The organism is Lonsdalea quercina, from assembly GCF_900107885.1.
Lineage (GTDB): Bacteria > Pseudomonadota > Gammaproteobacteria > Enterobacterales > Enterobacteriaceae > Lonsdalea > Lonsdalea quercina.
Map to the genome: position 1 here is coordinate 69,416 of NZ_FNQS01000004.1, position 14,207 is coordinate 83,622.

Consider the following 14,207-nt stretch of genomic DNA (forward strand, 5'->3'; position numbering starts at 1 on the left):
CCGCGGCCCATGGAAGCAAGGAACGTAGTTGTGTGCGGCCGAAAAAATGACGCGCAATTATAAGTGCCACGAACAGGTAACACAAGCGGCAATATGGCGAAGGAGCAGAAAGGCCGCACATAAAATAGGCGGCCTGGGTTAAACGTTACAATCGGCGACAAGCCGGAAGCGGCGGCTCAGAGGTGCTGGCGGAAAAAGCGGGCGCCCGCCCGCAGCGCGGTGGGGGTGATTTTATGGCCGATATCGGCCTCCGTCAGATAAGTCACGTTCGCGTCCCGCTGACATCCTGCCAGCGCCTGATACAAGCGTTCGGTCTCGCCGGCCGGCACCAGCGTATCCGCCAGCCCATGCCACAGTAGCAGCGGTCTGTCAGACACCTTATCCAGCTGATGACCTACGTCGAAAGGCGCCAGCTGTTCCGCCAGCGCCGCCAACCGCGGCGCGTTCTGCGGTTCATCCGGCGCGACCGGCGGGAACAGGGATCGAGACAACGACGAAACATAGCCCGACCCCATAAAAGCCGCCACCACGTTGATCCACGGATACTGCGTCATCGACGCCAGCGCCGTCATCCCGCCCAGCGAGGCTCCGCAGACGCCAATTCGGCCCTCTTCAATCAATCCCAACTGACGAAAATGCACCACGTACTCCGGCAGCTCTCGAACATTCTGCTGAAAAATATCCCAGAAATGACGCAGACGCCGCGCCTCATCGCCATCAAATCGCGCGCCGTGCATTGGAGCATCCGGGGCGACCACCCGAAAGCCGGCATGCGCCAGCGCGTAGGCGAAATAGGCGTAGACCTCTTTCGAGGAGGTAAAGCCGTGAAAGAAGAAAACGGTGGGCAGAGACGCCGCCTGCTTTCCTGACGGCGTGGCGTGTAACGCCTCAATGCCGTTTATCGTGGTTACTGAGATCTCGACCATCAATGCCCCCTCCCTTTATCGCTCATCCGCCCGCCAGCGCCATCGGCGGCACGCTAGCTCTCATTACCATAGCGCCAAACTCACCGGTGGGATAAAAATAAATTCCCCCTACCATAGTTAAAAAACGGCAAAGCGTGATGGTGCGATGCCGCACAGTCGCCACGCTGGCTACCCGAAGGGGTCGAAGCGCTCCCCTTTGAAAATCCGAACGGGGTTGCCACGCTCGACCTCTTGGTGACCACGATGTCGCTGCTCCCGCAAGGCCGCCGTCTGCTGCTGGTGCTGCTGCCGTAGCCGCCACTCGATCAGCTGAAGCGCCAAACGGCGATTGGCATGCTGACTGCGCTCGCTTTGCACCCGTACGCTGATACCGCTGGCGACATGCGTCGCGCGGACGGCAGACTCAGTTTTGTTGACGTGCTGACCGCCGGGACCGGAAGCACGGAGCGTCTCGATACGGATCTCCCCATCAGTGAACGTGTGCTGCGGGGTGAAACGCTGCACGCCGATAAACCAATTTTTACGTCCTGGTCCTTTACGCCAAGGGCTGGGACAAATCCACTGCAAAGTTCCACACCATGCATTCGCCAGCACGGCCTCGCCGTCGCCTTGAAGTAAGACCAGCGCGGATCGCAATGTTCCCGGCCGGTCTCCTGGTTCGCTTTCCACCACCTCCAGCGTGACGGATAAAGCGTGCGCCTCACGTGTTAGGGTGTGTAAAGCCTTGGCGGTCGCCAACATGCACTCATCAGGCCCTTGCGCGGCGGATAGCTGCAAAAAAATCATGCGGCGCCTCCCCGTGTTTTGTACGTCAACAATGGCTTCAAACGCGCGATCGGTGTGATGAGCCCCGCCCCTTCCAGAGACGCGATCACCGTATCAATGGATTTGTACGCCTGGGGCGCCTCCTGAAACATCAGCTGTTTATCCTGACAGATGACACGACCGCCCAGCGCGGTGCGCGCCAGATCCTGCACGCTGTAGCGCTGTTCAAGCCGCGCTTTGCATTCGGCGCGCATCCATTTACGGCCTGCGCCATGCGCCAAAGAGAACAAGCTCGCCGCGTCCGGCTTCGGCTGTACCAGATAGCTGTAATCACCGCGGGAGCCGGGTATGACGACCGGTCCAGCGTCGGACGGCGTGGCGCCTTTACGGTGCAGCCAGCCGGACTGGCCGTCGATAGTCGTCGGCGTCACCAGGTTGTGTGTCACATCCAGCAGGGCTTCACCGTCTGCATGCCAACGCTGCAACATGCGGCGAGCAATGCACTGCCGGTTAAGCGCGGCAAAACGCAGCGCTTGCTGATGCTGCCGCCAGTAATCATCGGCTTCGGGCGTGCCTTCCAACACGCCTTGATGGCCGTGCTTGCGCAGGTGCCGTTCCAGAATCGCCTGACCTAGCCCGCGCGACCCGCTATGAACCAGCAGTAGCAGTCGTCGATCCTCCGGCATCAGTTCATCAAAGAGCGACGGCTGATAGACCTGATCCACCTGTTGCAGCTCCGCGAAATGATTACCGCCCCCAATAGTCCCGAGAGAAAATCGGTGGGGCAGCAAATCGTCGGGAACATCCGGTACGTCGTCCAACGGACCATCAATATTGCCCAGCCGTTTCTCCAGCTTATCCAGAGAAACTTTGCCAGCCTGCAAGCCGGTGCGCCAAAGCGCCATGCCACAGCCGATATCGTTGCCGACCAGCGCAGGGTAAAAACGGCGGAGAGAGAAGAAAGCGGCCCCGATGGGGTAGCCGCGTCCCGGATGCAGGTCCGGCATGCCGGACACCCGCGCCATATCCGGCAGACCCGCGGTAGCGGTTAGTTGCTGAATGGCGGTATCATCAATCCAGGTGTTTTGCGACGCGATCACGTTCACGCGCGCAGAGATAAAGCGAATCGTATTGCCCATAGATCAATCCTGTTGATCAATTAAAAAAAGAATTCGTGGGCAGGCAAAGCTGGGACAATACGCGAAAAAAAGAGAACTGCGGTGATTAATCCTGACATTGCCTGCAAAGGGTTGAATGTGAATACGTCATACTGAACCTCCTTTGCAATGCGATAGGTGAGTGGAAATGAAAACGCCAGAATATTACGACTGCAATAAGACACATGGCAAGCGAAAAATGGCAATAACCCGCCAAAAAACCAGCGCAAACCACCACAAAAATGGCATAAAGTCAGCAGTTATAGCTACTCATCGACGAGCGTGCAACGTCCTGCTTACCGGAAGTCCGCTTTTGCAGCGAACGTTTTCAGCCCTTCTATTTTTGGCGTGCAGCACATTACGACGGTCGCTTTGGCGGCGGCCAACACGTCAACGACTGGCGATATTTTCATGTTCTCTGTTACTCTCCGCCTGCGGTTTAAACACGCCGGAGCCAGCGCCCCCACCCGGTCGGCAGGCGATTGAAATCACACGGCAGCAGAGTTTATCGCTGGATAGAATCGACACCCTTTCTGTTATCGTGCGCGGGAGTCCTGATGACGCGGACCGAGAAGTACTGCGCCTGGCCAATCAGCGCGGCGCGCAGTATTACCGGATTGTCAGCAGGACGGAGAGCGAAAAGCTGCCCCCCGGCGTCTGGAGAGCCTTTGCCGTTCTGTACAGGCAACCGGCGGCCCAGAGACCCTGAAACTACCCGAATGAGAGGATATAATGAACAAAATACTGGTCATCGCCGTTCTGCTGTTCAGTGCGGGTTCCGCCACCGCAGCCACCGCGCCCTGCCGCAGTCTGGAATGGAATTTATGGGTGGAGTCCGAACTGAATATTCTCGGCCAATCGCAAATCAATGTGCAGATTGGTTCGACGACCTGGCAGCAGGCGGTAGAGAGTAAACTGGCGGCGAGATCCTGGCCGAATAAGACGTCAGTACTTTGGTGTAACGCAGTTGAGCAGCGCATTGCGGCCAAATCGTCGTCGTCCACCACCACCACGAAATAAGAAAGGTCAGCGGGAGCGCTCGCTCCCGCCATAACAATAATCCGACTCAGCTTCGCTGGCGCACCGCCTCGAACAGACACACGCCGGTCGCGACCGACACATTCAGCGAAGAGACGCTGCCCGCCATAGGAATGCTGATCAGCTCATCGCAATGCTCGCGCGTCAATCGACGCATCCCTTCTCCTTCCGCTCCCATCACCAGCGCCATTGGCCCGGTCAGTTTGCTTTGGTACAGAGTATGGTCGGCCTCGCCCGCCGTGCCCACGATCCACACGTTGTGCTCTTGCAGCAAACGTAGCGTGCGCGCCAGATTGGTGACGCGAATAAGCGGCACGCTTTCCGCTGCGCCGCAGGCGACTTTTTTCGCCGTGGCGTTCAACTGAGCGGAACGATCCCGCGGCACAATCACCGCGTTCACGCCCGCTGCATCCGCGCTGCGCAGGCATGCGCCCAGATTATGAGGGTCGGTCACGCCGTCCAGCACCAGCAGGAATGGTGCATCGAGAGCGGTCAGCAGTTCAGGCAAATCGTTTTCCTGAAACTGGCGGCCCGGTTTGACGTTAGCGATGATCCCCTGATGTACGGCACCCTCGACTTTGCTGTCGAGCCATTGGCGGTTGGCGACCTGCACGGCGATGCCGTTAGATTCCAGCTCGGCGATGACCGGCTGCAGACGACGGTCTTCTCGACCTTTCAAGATGAACACTTCAAGAAAACGCTGCGGGTCGCGCTCCAGCAAGGCTTTCACCGCGTGGATACCGTAGATAATTTCGCTCATTGATACTCTTTTGACTGATAACACGGGCGGTAAACCGCCCGTGATGTTGATAATGGAGACGCTTCGCTACGCCTGATGATAGGCAGTTTTAGCCGGGGATGTTCCTCCCGCGCCGACGCTACGCTTTTCGCCTGGCCCTATTCTCCGGCGGTTTTTTTGCCTGCTCGCTTGGCCTTGGTGGCGGCGGCGATCTTACGCGTTTTCTGCGCGTTCTTCTTGGCTCTGGACGGCGTTTTTTTCCCGCCGTCAGCCGCCTTCCCTTTTTTCGCGCCGTCGTTATCCTTGCGGAACGCACTGTCCGGCTCGAAGTTAACGTGCTGATTGGCAGGCTTACGGCGGCGGGGAGATTTCGTGTCTTTTCCGTCGCCCTGCTTCATCCGGTCACGCGCGGTTTTACCTTCGCCGCGCACTTTACGCGTGGAAGAAACCAGCGCGAAATCGATATTCCGCTCGTCCATATGCACCGCTTCGACGCGAATTTCCACGACATCGCCCAACCGGTAGACCTGACCGCGCGATTCGCCAATCAGACGCTGGCCGATATTATCATAGCGGTAGTAGTCATTATCCAGCGACGAGACGTGGACCAGCCCATCGATAAACAGATCGTTGAGCCGCACGAAGAAGCCGAATCCGGTGACGCTGGAGATCACGCCGGTGAAGACCTCGCCCACATGATCCTGCATGAAATCGCATTTCAGCCAGTCCGCCACGTCACGCGTCGCTTCATCCGCACGACGTTCCGTCATGGAGCAGTGTTGGCCCAACTGCAGGCATTCCGCCATATCACTGTGCCAGCCGCCGGTCGAGGTGGAACGCGCTTTGCGATCGCTCAGCAGGTACTTGATGGCCCGATGTAAGGAGAGATCGGGGTAGCGGCGGATCGGCGAGGTGAAGTGCGCATAGGAGGTCAGCGCCAGACCGAAGTGACCGCGGTTTTCCGGATCGTAAACCGCCTGCTTCATCGAACGCAGCAGCATGGTCTGCAACATGTCGCGGTCAGGACGATCGGCCAGTTGCGTCATCAGTTCCGCATAGTCCTGAGGCTGAGGCTTCATGCCGCCTTTCAGCGTCAGGCCCAGCTCGCCCAGCACGCTGCGCAACGCCAGTACGTGGTCTTCGGTAGGGCGATCGTGCACGCGGAACAGCGCAGGCTCTTCATGTTTCTCGACAAACTTGGCCGCCGCGATATTCGCCAGGATCATGCACTCTTCAATCAGCTTGTGCGCATCGTTGCGCACCACGGATTCCACGCGATCGATACGGCGATCGGCGTTGAAAATAAACTTCGCCTCTTCCGTTTCAAACGCGATGCCGCCCCGCTGTTCACGAGCTTTATCCAGTACTTTGTACATCTCGTGCAACTCTTCCAGCGCGCCGACCAGCGGCTGGTAATGCGCACGCAGCGCTTCGTCGCCCTGTAGAATATTCCACACCTTGGTATAGGTGAGTCGCGCATGAGAGCTCATCACCGCTTCGTAGAATTTATAGGAGGAGAGCCGTCCCTGCGCGGAGATGGTCATTTCACACACCATACACAGACGGTCTACCTGCGGGTTCAGCGAGCACAGGCCGTTGGAAAGCGCTTCCGGCAGCATCGGCACCACCTGAGACGGGAAGTAGACCGACGTGCCACGGGCGCGCGCTTCAGTGTCGAGCGGCGTATTCGGGCGCACGTAGTAGCTTACGTCCGCAATCGCCACCCAAAGACGCCAGCCGCCGCCACGTTTCTTCTGACAGAAGACGGCATCATCGAAGTCGCGGGCGTCCTCGCCATCAATCGTCACCAACGGCAGCTGACGCAAATCAATGCGTCCCTGTTTGGCGCTTTCCGGCACCTCGCTGCTATATTCGCCGACCTGCTCTTCGACCTCTGGCGGCCAGACGTGAGGGATATCATGGGTGCGCAACGCGATATCCACCGCCAGCCCGGTTCCCATATTTTCGCCCAGTACTTCCACGATCTGACCGACCGCCTTGGAGCGACGGGTAGCGCGCTGCGTCAGCTCGACCACCACCACCGACCCCATGCGGGCACCGGATACCGACTCGGGCGGGATCAGGATATCGAAGCTCAGACGGCTGTCGTCCGGCACCACAAAGCCGGTACCGGCCTCGGTAAAGTAACGGCCGACGATCTGGCTGGTCCGCGGCTCAAGAACGCGGACGATGCGCCCTTCTCTGCGGCCTTTACGGTCTTCTCCGAGGGGCTGGGCCAGTACAACGTCGCCGTGTATCGTTGTTTTCATCTGTTCGGCGGACAGGTACAGGTCGTCCTTGCGGCCCTCGACGCGCAGGAAGCCGAAGCCGTCGCGATGGCCCATGACCGTACCGCGAAGCAAATCCAGTTTTTCAGGCAGGGCGTAGCATTTACGGCGGGTGAAGACGAGTTGGCCGTCACGCTCCATCGCTCTCAGGCGGCGACGCAGCGCTTCTTGTTGTTCGTCAGACGTCAGTTCCAGATCTTTGGCCAGTTCTTCACGACTGATAGGGGTATCTCGCTTGGCGAGGTGCGCCAGAATGTATTCTCGGCTAGGAATCGGTGATTCGTATTTTTCTGCTTCTCGTTCCAGGAATGGATCTTGTGACATTAAGTTTCCTCCGTTGTCATCGGCAGGTGGCTGAAAGGCTTGCTTTTTCAGCCAGAAGTAATTGGTGTAGCGGCGGATTTTCTTTCACCCTATCAGCCAGCGTGTAACTGTCCGGCTCTTGCAGGAACTCTGCACTGCCTGACGAAGGGCCTGCTTCAGACGGCAGGCGGAAGTTATGTGACATATATCGCGGTCGCAGTTGAACAAGGTCAGCGGTTCCGGTTCTCGCAACACAGCTGATGCGGATAGTCGCCGGGTCACAACCCCGTCGGATGCCGCCGTTTTTGCCACGGACCGCGTTAATTAGCCCGGCACGGCTCAGTTGATTGATAACGTTGACCCTATCGTTGCATGAGACGCCGTAAACGTCGGTCATTTCGGTAATACTGGCCGTTTTTCCTTCCGGCAACGACGCCAGGAAGATCAGCGCTCGCAGGCCGTAATCCGTAAAACGTGTTGACTGCACATTCACCTCTGGGGATATTTTCGGGTGTCGCTAAGGAAGCCGCCCTCGCGCTTTCAGATTCCCCGCCGTGCTACGCAACTCAACATTCGTAAACGGCATCTCACACTGCATGCTCATTTTTTATCAGCAGATAATAAACCAGCGGCAAACATCAGGGCCAATTATTTAACGTTTAACGACAATTTCACTTCATTTTTCGCTCTTTTGGCCTTCGACATAAGATAAGGGAATCCTGTTTCCTGCCCTCGCCGCTCTTCTGATATGTTCAAAATCCACGCTTCGTGGCCTTATCCCCTACACCCCGATTGGACACGGGCAGCACACAGAAACGCAGCGTACAGACAGTGCGTCGCGATTTCGAGCGCCGCCCAGATTTAACCGGGCCAGTCAGGGGAGATTCTTATTCTATAGCAGGCAGCGTCCGGCGGCGTTGCAGTGATGCCGCCCGTGATTTTTTCTACACACAGGGAATAGACATCATGCGTTTGAAGAACCTCTCCATTCGTGCCGGTCTTTTATCATTGTTAACGCTTATCACCCTGCTACTACTTATCGTCAGCGGCATGGGCATACACTCCATTAATCAAAGTCGACAATCGCTCGGCGCGCTTAACCATATTCAGGGCATACAGCTGGGCGGGCTGACGAACGGTTATAACCTCACGCTACAGGCCAGAGCGTCGGCCACGCTGGCCGTCCGCAAAATCGAGATGGGTTTGCTCGAAATCGGCGCACAGGAAACCGAGCGTCTGGCCCACAATGTCCAGAGCGCAACGCGCACGATCCAGCAGTTCTCTCAGACCGAACATTCGTCAGAGGAAGGCCTGACGCTGGCGAAGAGCGTCGCTACATCCTATCAGCGCTATCTGGAACAGGGCCTGAACCCGATGGTGTCGTCGCTGCAAAAACAGTACACGGACGAATACTACCAGCTGTTGGAAAACGATTTGACGCCGCTGTCGACGGCATTCGACGACGCTATTCAAGCATTTCGGGCCTATGCGCAGCAGCAGGCCAGTGAACGCATTCAGGACGCCGAATATAACGAACGCGTCATGCTGCTGCTGATTAGCGTTGCGTGCCTGCTGTCGCTGCTGCTGGTCTTTCTTGGATGGATGGCGCTGCGGCATATGCTGCTCAAACCGCTCGACCGGGCGATTGACCAGTTGGAGCAGGTGGCGGCGGGCGATCTGACTCAGCGCATCCCGGCTAGCAGCGATAACGAACTGGGCCGCCTGAGCGACGCTATTGAGCGTATGCAGCTGGCGCTGCTTGCCTCGGTCGGACAGGTGCGCGACGCCAGTACCCAAATTGATCGCGGCAGTCACGAACTGACCTCCGGCAACCGCCATCTGGAGGAGCGCACCGAAGCCTCGGTAGCCGCACTCGAGCAGACGGCAGCCAGCCTGGAGCAGCTCAGCGCCACGGTCAAACACAACGCCGACAACGCCACGCTGGCACACCAGTTGGCGGACAAAGTCTCGGACACCACCGACCGGGGCAACGAATCGGTGTGCTACGTCATCGAGAAAATGCAGGAAATCGCCACCAGCGCCAAACGCATCAGCGATATCCTCGGCGTTATCGACGGCATCGCTTTTCAGACCAACATTCTGGCGCTGAACGCGGCGGTGGAAGCGGCCCGCGCCGGAGAACAGGGCAAAGGCTTCGCGGTGGTGGCGAGCGAAGTCCGCAATCTGGCCCAGCATAGCGGACAGGCCGCCCGGGAGATTCGAACGCTCATCATGGACTCACAGACCCACGTGGCCGAGGGGCTGACGTTGGCCTCACAGGCAGGCGAAACCATGGATGAGGTGTCCGGCGAGATCGACCGCATCACCAGCCTGATGAAAGAGATCTCCTATGCGTCTCAGGAGCAGCATCGCGGCATTGAACAGGTCAATATCGCCTTTACCCAGATAGACAAAGTCGCCCAGCAGAACGCCGCGCTGGTGAAAGCCTCCGCCAGCACGACCGAATCGCTGGAAGCGCAATCCCGCCAGTTGGTGGAAGCCATGGCGATGTTCCGCATCGGCGATAAGCTTCCGCTACTGCCTTAATGCCTGACCGTCGTCGCAGTCACCGCGGCGACGGCCTTTTTTCGTCCCCTCTTCCCTTTTTTCCTTCGTTCCCCCGCACGACATTCCTGTCGACATCAGTGCATATAACGGGCAAAACGCACAATCATAGAGCGGTGACAGGAGATAGTGACGAAAAAACCGGGCAAAGTGCACAACACTTGGCGTATCCGCTGCCTGCTTTCTCCGAATGAAAAAAATGGGCACGTTAATTGCTCTGTTAACTCAGGTCACTCCCCTCCTTACGTTAAACAGAGGTTATCGCCATGTCAGAACGGAATGAGTTTCCCTTAAGTGAAACGCCCAAAAATCAGCGCAAAGGGTTACTCTCGATCTCAATGGTATTGTTCAGCTGTATCTTTTTTACGAGAACGATGTTCGCGGGCGGCAGGCTCGGTGTCGCTTTTCCGCTGGTCGGCATCGCAGCCTCCGCCAGTCTGTATAGGCTCTTCACACGATTGGCCGGACGCCGTGCGGTCCTGACGGAAAGCAAGGAGCAGCCATGAGTTTGACCATCAGCGAAATTTTGTCGTTACCGGGGCTGGAGCCGCTGACGCTACGCGGCGGCGCGCAGCATATTCATCGCGCGGTACGCTGTTGCTGCGTGGCTAAAAATGAAAGGATCGCCGAGTGGTTCATGGGCGGCGAGCTGGTGTTTGTCACCGAGAGCAACCCCGCGCGCGATGAGGAAAACCTGCTGCTGCTCTTGCGCGAAGGGCAACGGCGCGGCATCGCGGGCATAGTGATGCTCAGCGGAGAGGCGTTTATTCATGCGATCCCTTACACCGTTGTCGCGCTTGCGGACACGCTGGGTATCCCGTTAATAGAACTGCCCAACTCGCTCGAAATAGAGATCGTCACTCAGATAATCGGCACAGCGCTGGTCCAGCGAGAAGCGACGCTGCGGTCCCAACGAGACATTCTGCTCCAACTGCTGACCGGCGAGTATCCGAGTCTGGCGATCGCCCACCAACGCGCCAGCCATCTCCATTTAACATTGGAGCAGCCGCGTCGGATCGCCGCGCTGCGTCTGAGCGGCACGCAAACGCTGTTCAGTACGCAGGATCCTATCCTGGCCGAAGCGCACTTGCAGTCGGCCCGCCAACAGAGTCAGCAGCAGTTGGAAGCGGCTCTGGCCAGCCGCGAACACGGGCTGCCGCTGATCGTCCTGGGCGAACTGTTTATTTTGCTGCTGCCCGACGACGATCGGATATTCCGGCGCAGCCAACGGCGGTTGCAACAAGTACAGCGAACGATCGATGACACTATCCGCCCGCTGCGCCTATTGTGCGGCATCTCATCAACGGTGTTCTCGGCGGCGCACTACCGACAGGGGGTGACCGAAGCGCGGCGCGCGCTGGATGTCGCAGAGAGCATGCTGCCGGACAAAGGTCAGTGCGACTATAGTGAGCTGGGCGTGATTAAATTGCTGACAGCCGTTAAAGAGCCTGAGCTGGTCGCGCAGTTCATGAAGGAGACGCTGGGGATGCTGTTCGAGCCGCACCGCAAACATCCGCATCAGCTGGTGGAAACACTCGACGCCGTCTTGCAGGAAAACGGCAATCTGATCAAAGCCGCCGAGCGGCTGCATATCCATCGCAATACGCTGCACCAGCGCTTGCAGCGCATCGAACAACAGTCGGGGCACGCGTTGAGCGACCCCCAATTTCGCTTGAATGCGTCGGTCGCTTTGCTGATCTGGCGTATGTCCAACGCACAACAGCAGGAGTTGTTATGAAGATTATCAATGCCGCCCTTCGCCATCAGCCGGGCCTGTACACTCTGAGTCTGCACGACGGCCTGATCGCCGCCATCGAGCCGCAGACGGGTCCGCTGACGGCCGCGCCAGAGGATGTCGATGCGGGAAAGCGGCTCGTGATCCCGCCGTTGGTCGAGCCGCATATTCACCTTGATGCAACGCTGACCGCCGGCGAACCGGCGTGGAACATGAGCGGTACGCTGTTCGAAGGCATCGAGCGCTGGAGTCAGCGCAAAGCCACTATCACCCACCAAGACACCAAGCGCCGAGCGCACAGCACCATCGGCCTGCTGCGGGATCATGGCATTCAGTACGTGCGCACCCACATCGACGTGACCGACCCCACGCTGGGCGCGCTAAAATCCATGCTGGAAGTCAAAGAGGAAGCGCGCAATCTGATCGACCTGCAGATCGTCGCTTTTCCGCAGGAAGGGATCGAATCTTTCCCCGATGGCCGCAGGCTGATGGAACAGGCGATCGACATGGGCGCCGACGTGGTGGGCGGGATCCCGCACTTCGAAAATACCCGCGATCAAGGCGTGAGTTCGGTGAAGTTTCTGATGGATCTGGCGGAACGTCGGGGCTGTCTGGTGGATGTCCACTGCGATGAAACCGACGATCCCCAGTCACGTTTTCTGGAAGTGCTGGCCGAAGAAGCGCGCGTGCGCGGCATGGGCGAGCGCGTGACCGCCAGCCACACGGTGGCGATGGGATCCTACGATAACGCCTACTGCTCCAAGCTGTTTCGCCTGCTCACGCGTTCCGGCATCAGCTTCGTCTCCTGCCCGACCGAAAGCATCCACCTGCAAGGCCGTTTCGACACCTTTCCGAAACGGCGCGGCATTACCCGCGTCGCCGAGCTGGACCGCGCGGGTATGAATGTCTGTTTCGGTCAGGACTCCATCAAAGATCCGTGGTATCCACTGGGGAACGGCAACCTGCTGCGGGTGCTGGACGCCGGGCTGCATATCTGTCACATGATGGGCTACGAGGATCTACAGCGCTGCCTGGACTTTGTGACCGATAACGGCGCCAAAGCGATGCATCTGGGCGAAAACTACGGTCTGGTCGTTGGTCGACCCGCCAACCTGCTGATTATGGATGCGGAAAATGACTATGAGGCCGTACGTCGTCAGGCCAAAGCGCTGCTGTCCGTGCGCCACGGCAAGGTGATTATGCGTCGCACACCTGAGCGCATCGACTATGCTTAGGCGATCGTTCCGGGCGGGCTTGCCCCGTCCGGAAAGGGCGAACGGTTTTCGACGTTACAATGCGCTTAACGAATAAGACTGCCGCTCCTGGGAGCCATCGGAGTAGATTTCGCTGATGTCGAGCGCATCGCCGTGAATACGGTAGGTAATGGTTTCATCCGCGGGATCGTCGCGCCACCGGCCAATACTGTCGGGATTGTTGCTGGCCCATAGCACGCGATTGCCAGCCAGCTTGCATTTGATAGCCCAGCGGGAGCGGTCGCCAGGCCGGAAGTAATGCACATAGGCAATGCCATTTTCAACGGCGTCGAGCTTCATGATCTGGGTACTGCGTCCGAAAATTAACGAGGTGGTCGCTTTGCAAATCTTGCCGATAGGGGGGGACGAGGGAGCGGCGGCGCGAGCTGAATCAGCCATTAGGGGAAGGAGCAAGACGACACCGACGGTCGCGATTGTTTTCTTTTTGTTCATTGAAAATTCCATGTAAATAGCGGTCACCTTTTAAACTGTCGAACGAAGCAAACCGGCAGGTTGAGGCCGAACCCATTCAGCTTGCTGGGTGTTAGCTTAGACCAAACTCTTCCGAATACGCCTTTTTTCATGCGTCAGGAAGCTTAGTCCGCCGGACAGGTTACCCTTCAGGGTGCAGATCCGGGGCATTCTGTTTTACACTATCTGCCGGACCGATATTTCAAATCACACATAAGCCTCCTGAATGACTATGAGCACGAACCTTACGACACAGACTGTGCAGCAGAATCTACAGGGTGTCAGGCAACAAATTTCTGCGGCGGCCGAACGCTGCGGACGCCTTCCCGAAGACGTCACGCTGCTGGCCGTCAGCAAAACCAAACCCGTCAGCGCGATCGCGGCGGCGATTGACGCCGGACAGCGCGCCTTCGGCGAGAACTACGTCCAGGAAGGCGTCGACAAAATCCTGCATTTCCGCGCCGCGAGGCCCGATACGCCGTTGGAATGGCACTTCATCGGTCCTTTGCAGTCCAACAAAAGCCGACTGGTGGCGGAGCACTTCGACTGGTGCCACACTATCGACCGCCTGCGCATCGCGCAGCGCCTGAACGATCAGCGTCCGAACGAGTTGCCGCCGCTCAATGTCCTGTTACAGATCAACATCAGTCAGGAAGCCAGCAAGTCCGGCATGATGGCGGAGGCCTTGCCCGCGCTGGCCGCCAGCGTTGCCGCCATGCCCCGCTTGCGCTTGCGCGGCCTGATGGCGATCCCGGCGCCGGAAAGCGACTATCAGCGGCAGCTCGCGGTTTTTCGCCAGCTGTCCGATCTTTTTCAGCAGCTCAGGAGCCGTTATCCAGAGGCGGATACCCTTTCTATGGGGATGACGGACGACATGCCGGCGGCCATCGCCGCTGGCAGCACGCTGGTGCGCATTGGCACGGCGATTTTTGGCGCGAGAGATTACTCCGCCGCCTGACGCTTAACA

The 14,207-nt window shown here is 58.3% G+C and carries 13 protein-coding genes and 1 pseudogene; 7 read left to right on the forward strand and 7 right to left on the reverse strand.

Annotated elements, in window-relative coordinates; all coding sequences use genetic code 11:
• Window positions 1–176: 176 nt before the first annotated feature.
• The 3 genes from yjfP to BLU64_RS07220 all read right to left on the reverse strand — a co-directional run bounded on the left by yjfP (window position 177) and on the right by BLU64_RS07220 (window position 2,830).
• A complete protein-coding gene (gene yjfP / locus BLU64_RS07210) occupies window positions 177–926 on the reverse strand; it encodes an esterase (protein ID WP_026741781.1) in 750 nt (249 codons plus the stop codon).
• Window positions 927–1,094: 168 nt separating this feature from the next.
• A complete protein-coding gene (prfH, locus tag BLU64_RS07215) occupies window positions 1,095–1,712 on the reverse strand; it encodes a peptide chain release factor H (RefSeq protein ID WP_026741780.1) in 618 nt (205 codons plus the stop codon).
• A complete protein-coding gene (locus tag BLU64_RS07220; RefSeq protein ID WP_026741779.1) occupies window positions 1,709–2,830 on the reverse strand; it encodes an RNA ligase RtcB family protein in 1,122 nt (373 codons plus the stop codon). The genes prfH and BLU64_RS07220 overlap by 4 nt, the downstream gene beginning before the upstream one ends.
• Window positions 2,831–3,368: 538 nt before the next feature.
• Between BLU64_RS07220 and BLU64_RS17600 the strand changes: the two genes are divergently transcribed.
• Entirely contained in the window at window positions 3,369–3,557 is a 189-nt protein-coding gene (locus tag BLU64_RS17600) for a YdgH/BhsA/McbA-like domain containing protein (RefSeq protein ID WP_280513590.1), read from the forward strand.
• 23 nt (window positions 3,558–3,580) lie between these two features.
• On the forward strand, window positions 3,581–3,868 hold the full coding sequence (locus tag BLU64_RS07230; RefSeq protein WP_026741778.1) for a hypothetical protein: 288 nt from the start codon (window positions 3,581–3,583) through the stop codon (window positions 3,866–3,868).
• Window positions 3,869–3,914: 46 nt separating this feature from the next.
• Here BLU64_RS07230 and rlmB read toward each other — a convergent pair whose 3' ends face one another.
• The 3 genes from rlmB to BLU64_RS07245 all read right to left on the reverse strand — a co-directional run bounded on the left by rlmB (window position 3,915) and on the right by BLU64_RS07245 (window position 7,703).
• Window positions 3,915–4,646 carry a 23S rRNA (guanosine(2251)-2'-O)-methyltransferase RlmB gene (rlmB, locus tag BLU64_RS07235; protein WP_026741777.1) on the reverse strand — a complete coding sequence of 244 codons (732 nt, stop codon included), beginning with the start codon at window positions 4,644–4,646 and terminating at the stop codon, window positions 3,915–3,917.
• A gap of 137 nt (window positions 4,647–4,783) precedes the next feature.
• A complete protein-coding gene (gene rnr, locus BLU64_RS07240; RefSeq protein WP_026741776.1) occupies window positions 4,784–7,237 on the reverse strand; it encodes a ribonuclease R in 2,454 nt (817 codons plus the stop codon).
• Window positions 7,238–7,253: 16 nt separating this feature from the next.
• The gene (locus tag BLU64_RS07245) at window positions 7,254–7,703 is read right to left on the reverse strand and encodes an Rrf2 family transcriptional regulator (protein ID WP_268748607.1); all 450 of its coding nucleotides are present in this window, start codon (window positions 7,701–7,703) and stop codon (window positions 7,254–7,256) included.
• A gap of 479 nt (window positions 7,704–8,182) precedes the next feature.
• On the opposite strand from BLU64_RS07245, the gene BLU64_RS07250 reads away from it, so the two are divergent.
• The 4 genes and pseudogenes from BLU64_RS07250 to codA all read left to right on the forward strand — a co-directional run bounded on the left by BLU64_RS07250 (window position 8,183) and on the right by codA (window position 12,751).
• Window positions 8,183–9,763: a methyl-accepting chemotaxis protein gene (locus BLU64_RS07250; protein WP_074728250.1), complete on the forward strand. Its 1,581-nt coding sequence runs from the start codon at window positions 8,183–8,185 to the stop codon at window positions 9,761–9,763.
• 284 nt (window positions 9,764–10,047) lie between these two features.
• Window positions 10,048–10,203: pseudogene (locus tag BLU64_RS17605) on the forward strand (cytosine permease); the annotation flags it as partial.
• Between the two features lie 80 nt (window positions 10,204–10,283).
• Window positions 10,284–11,519, forward strand: coding sequence for a PucR family transcriptional regulator (locus BLU64_RS07260; protein WP_026741773.1), 1,236 nt, complete (start codon window positions 10,284–10,286; stop codon window positions 11,517–11,519).
• On the forward strand, window positions 11,516–12,751 hold the full coding sequence (gene codA, locus BLU64_RS07265) for a cytosine deaminase (protein WP_074728253.1): 1,236 nt from the start codon (window positions 11,516–11,518) through the stop codon (window positions 12,749–12,751). The genes BLU64_RS07260 and codA overlap by 4 nt, the downstream gene beginning before the upstream one ends.
• 54 nt (window positions 12,752–12,805) lie before the next feature.
• Here codA and BLU64_RS07270 read toward each other — a convergent pair whose 3' ends face one another.
• The gene (locus BLU64_RS07270) at window positions 12,806–13,222 is read right to left on the reverse strand and encodes a hypothetical protein (RefSeq protein ID WP_071999732.1); all 417 of its coding nucleotides are present in this window, start codon (window positions 13,220–13,222) and stop codon (window positions 12,806–12,808) included.
• Between the two features lie 244 nt (window positions 13,223–13,466).
• On the opposite strand from BLU64_RS07270, the gene BLU64_RS07275 reads away from it, so the two are divergent.
• Window positions 13,467–14,198 (forward strand): YggS family pyridoxal phosphate-dependent enzyme, encoded by a 732-nt coding sequence (locus BLU64_RS07275; protein ID WP_026741771.1) that lies wholly within the window; start codon window positions 13,467–13,469, stop codon window positions 14,196–14,198.
• The last annotated feature ends 9 nt before the right edge of the window (window positions 14,199–14,207 follow it).

What these genes read in the sequence shown, in the direction of transcription:
- yjfP (WP_026741781.1), bottom strand. Translation starts at nt 926, where the DNA reads ATGGTCGAGATCTCAGTAACCACGATAAACGGCATTGAGGCGTTACAC.
- prfH (WP_026741780.1), bottom strand. Translation starts at nt 1,712, where the DNA reads ATGATTTTTTTGCAGCTATCCGCCGCGCAAGGGCCTGATGAGTGCATG.
- BLU64_RS07220 (WP_026741779.1), bottom strand. Translation starts at nt 2,830, where the DNA reads ATGGGCAATACGATTCGCTTTATCTCTGCGCGCGTGAACGTGATCGCG.
- BLU64_RS07230 (WP_026741778.1), top strand. Translation starts at nt 3,581, where the DNA reads ATGAACAAAATACTGGTCATCGCCGTTCTGCTGTTCAGTGCGGGTTCC.
- rlmB (WP_026741777.1), bottom strand. Translation starts at nt 4,646, where the DNA reads ATGAGCGAAATTATCTACGGTATCCACGCGGTGAAAGCCTTGCTGGAG.
- rnr (WP_026741776.1), bottom strand. Translation starts at nt 7,237, where the DNA reads ATGTCACAAGATCCATTCCTGGAACGAGAAGCAGAAAAATACGAATCA.
- BLU64_RS07250 (WP_074728250.1), top strand. Translation starts at nt 8,183, where the DNA reads ATGCGTTTGAAGAACCTCTCCATTCGTGCCGGTCTTTTATCATTGTTA.
- BLU64_RS07260 (WP_026741773.1), top strand. Translation starts at nt 10,284, where the DNA reads ATGAGTTTGACCATCAGCGAAATTTTGTCGTTACCGGGGCTGGAGCCG.
- codA (WP_074728253.1), top strand. Translation starts at nt 11,516, where the DNA reads ATGAAGATTATCAATGCCGCCCTTCGCCATCAGCCGGGCCTGTACACT.
- BLU64_RS07270 (WP_071999732.1), bottom strand. Translation starts at nt 13,222, where the DNA reads ATGAACAAAAAGAAAACAATCGCGACCGTCGGTGTCGTCTTGCTCCTT.
- BLU64_RS07275 (WP_026741771.1), top strand. Translation starts at nt 13,467, where the DNA reads ATGACTATGAGCACGAACCTTACGACACAGACTGTGCAGCAGAATCTA.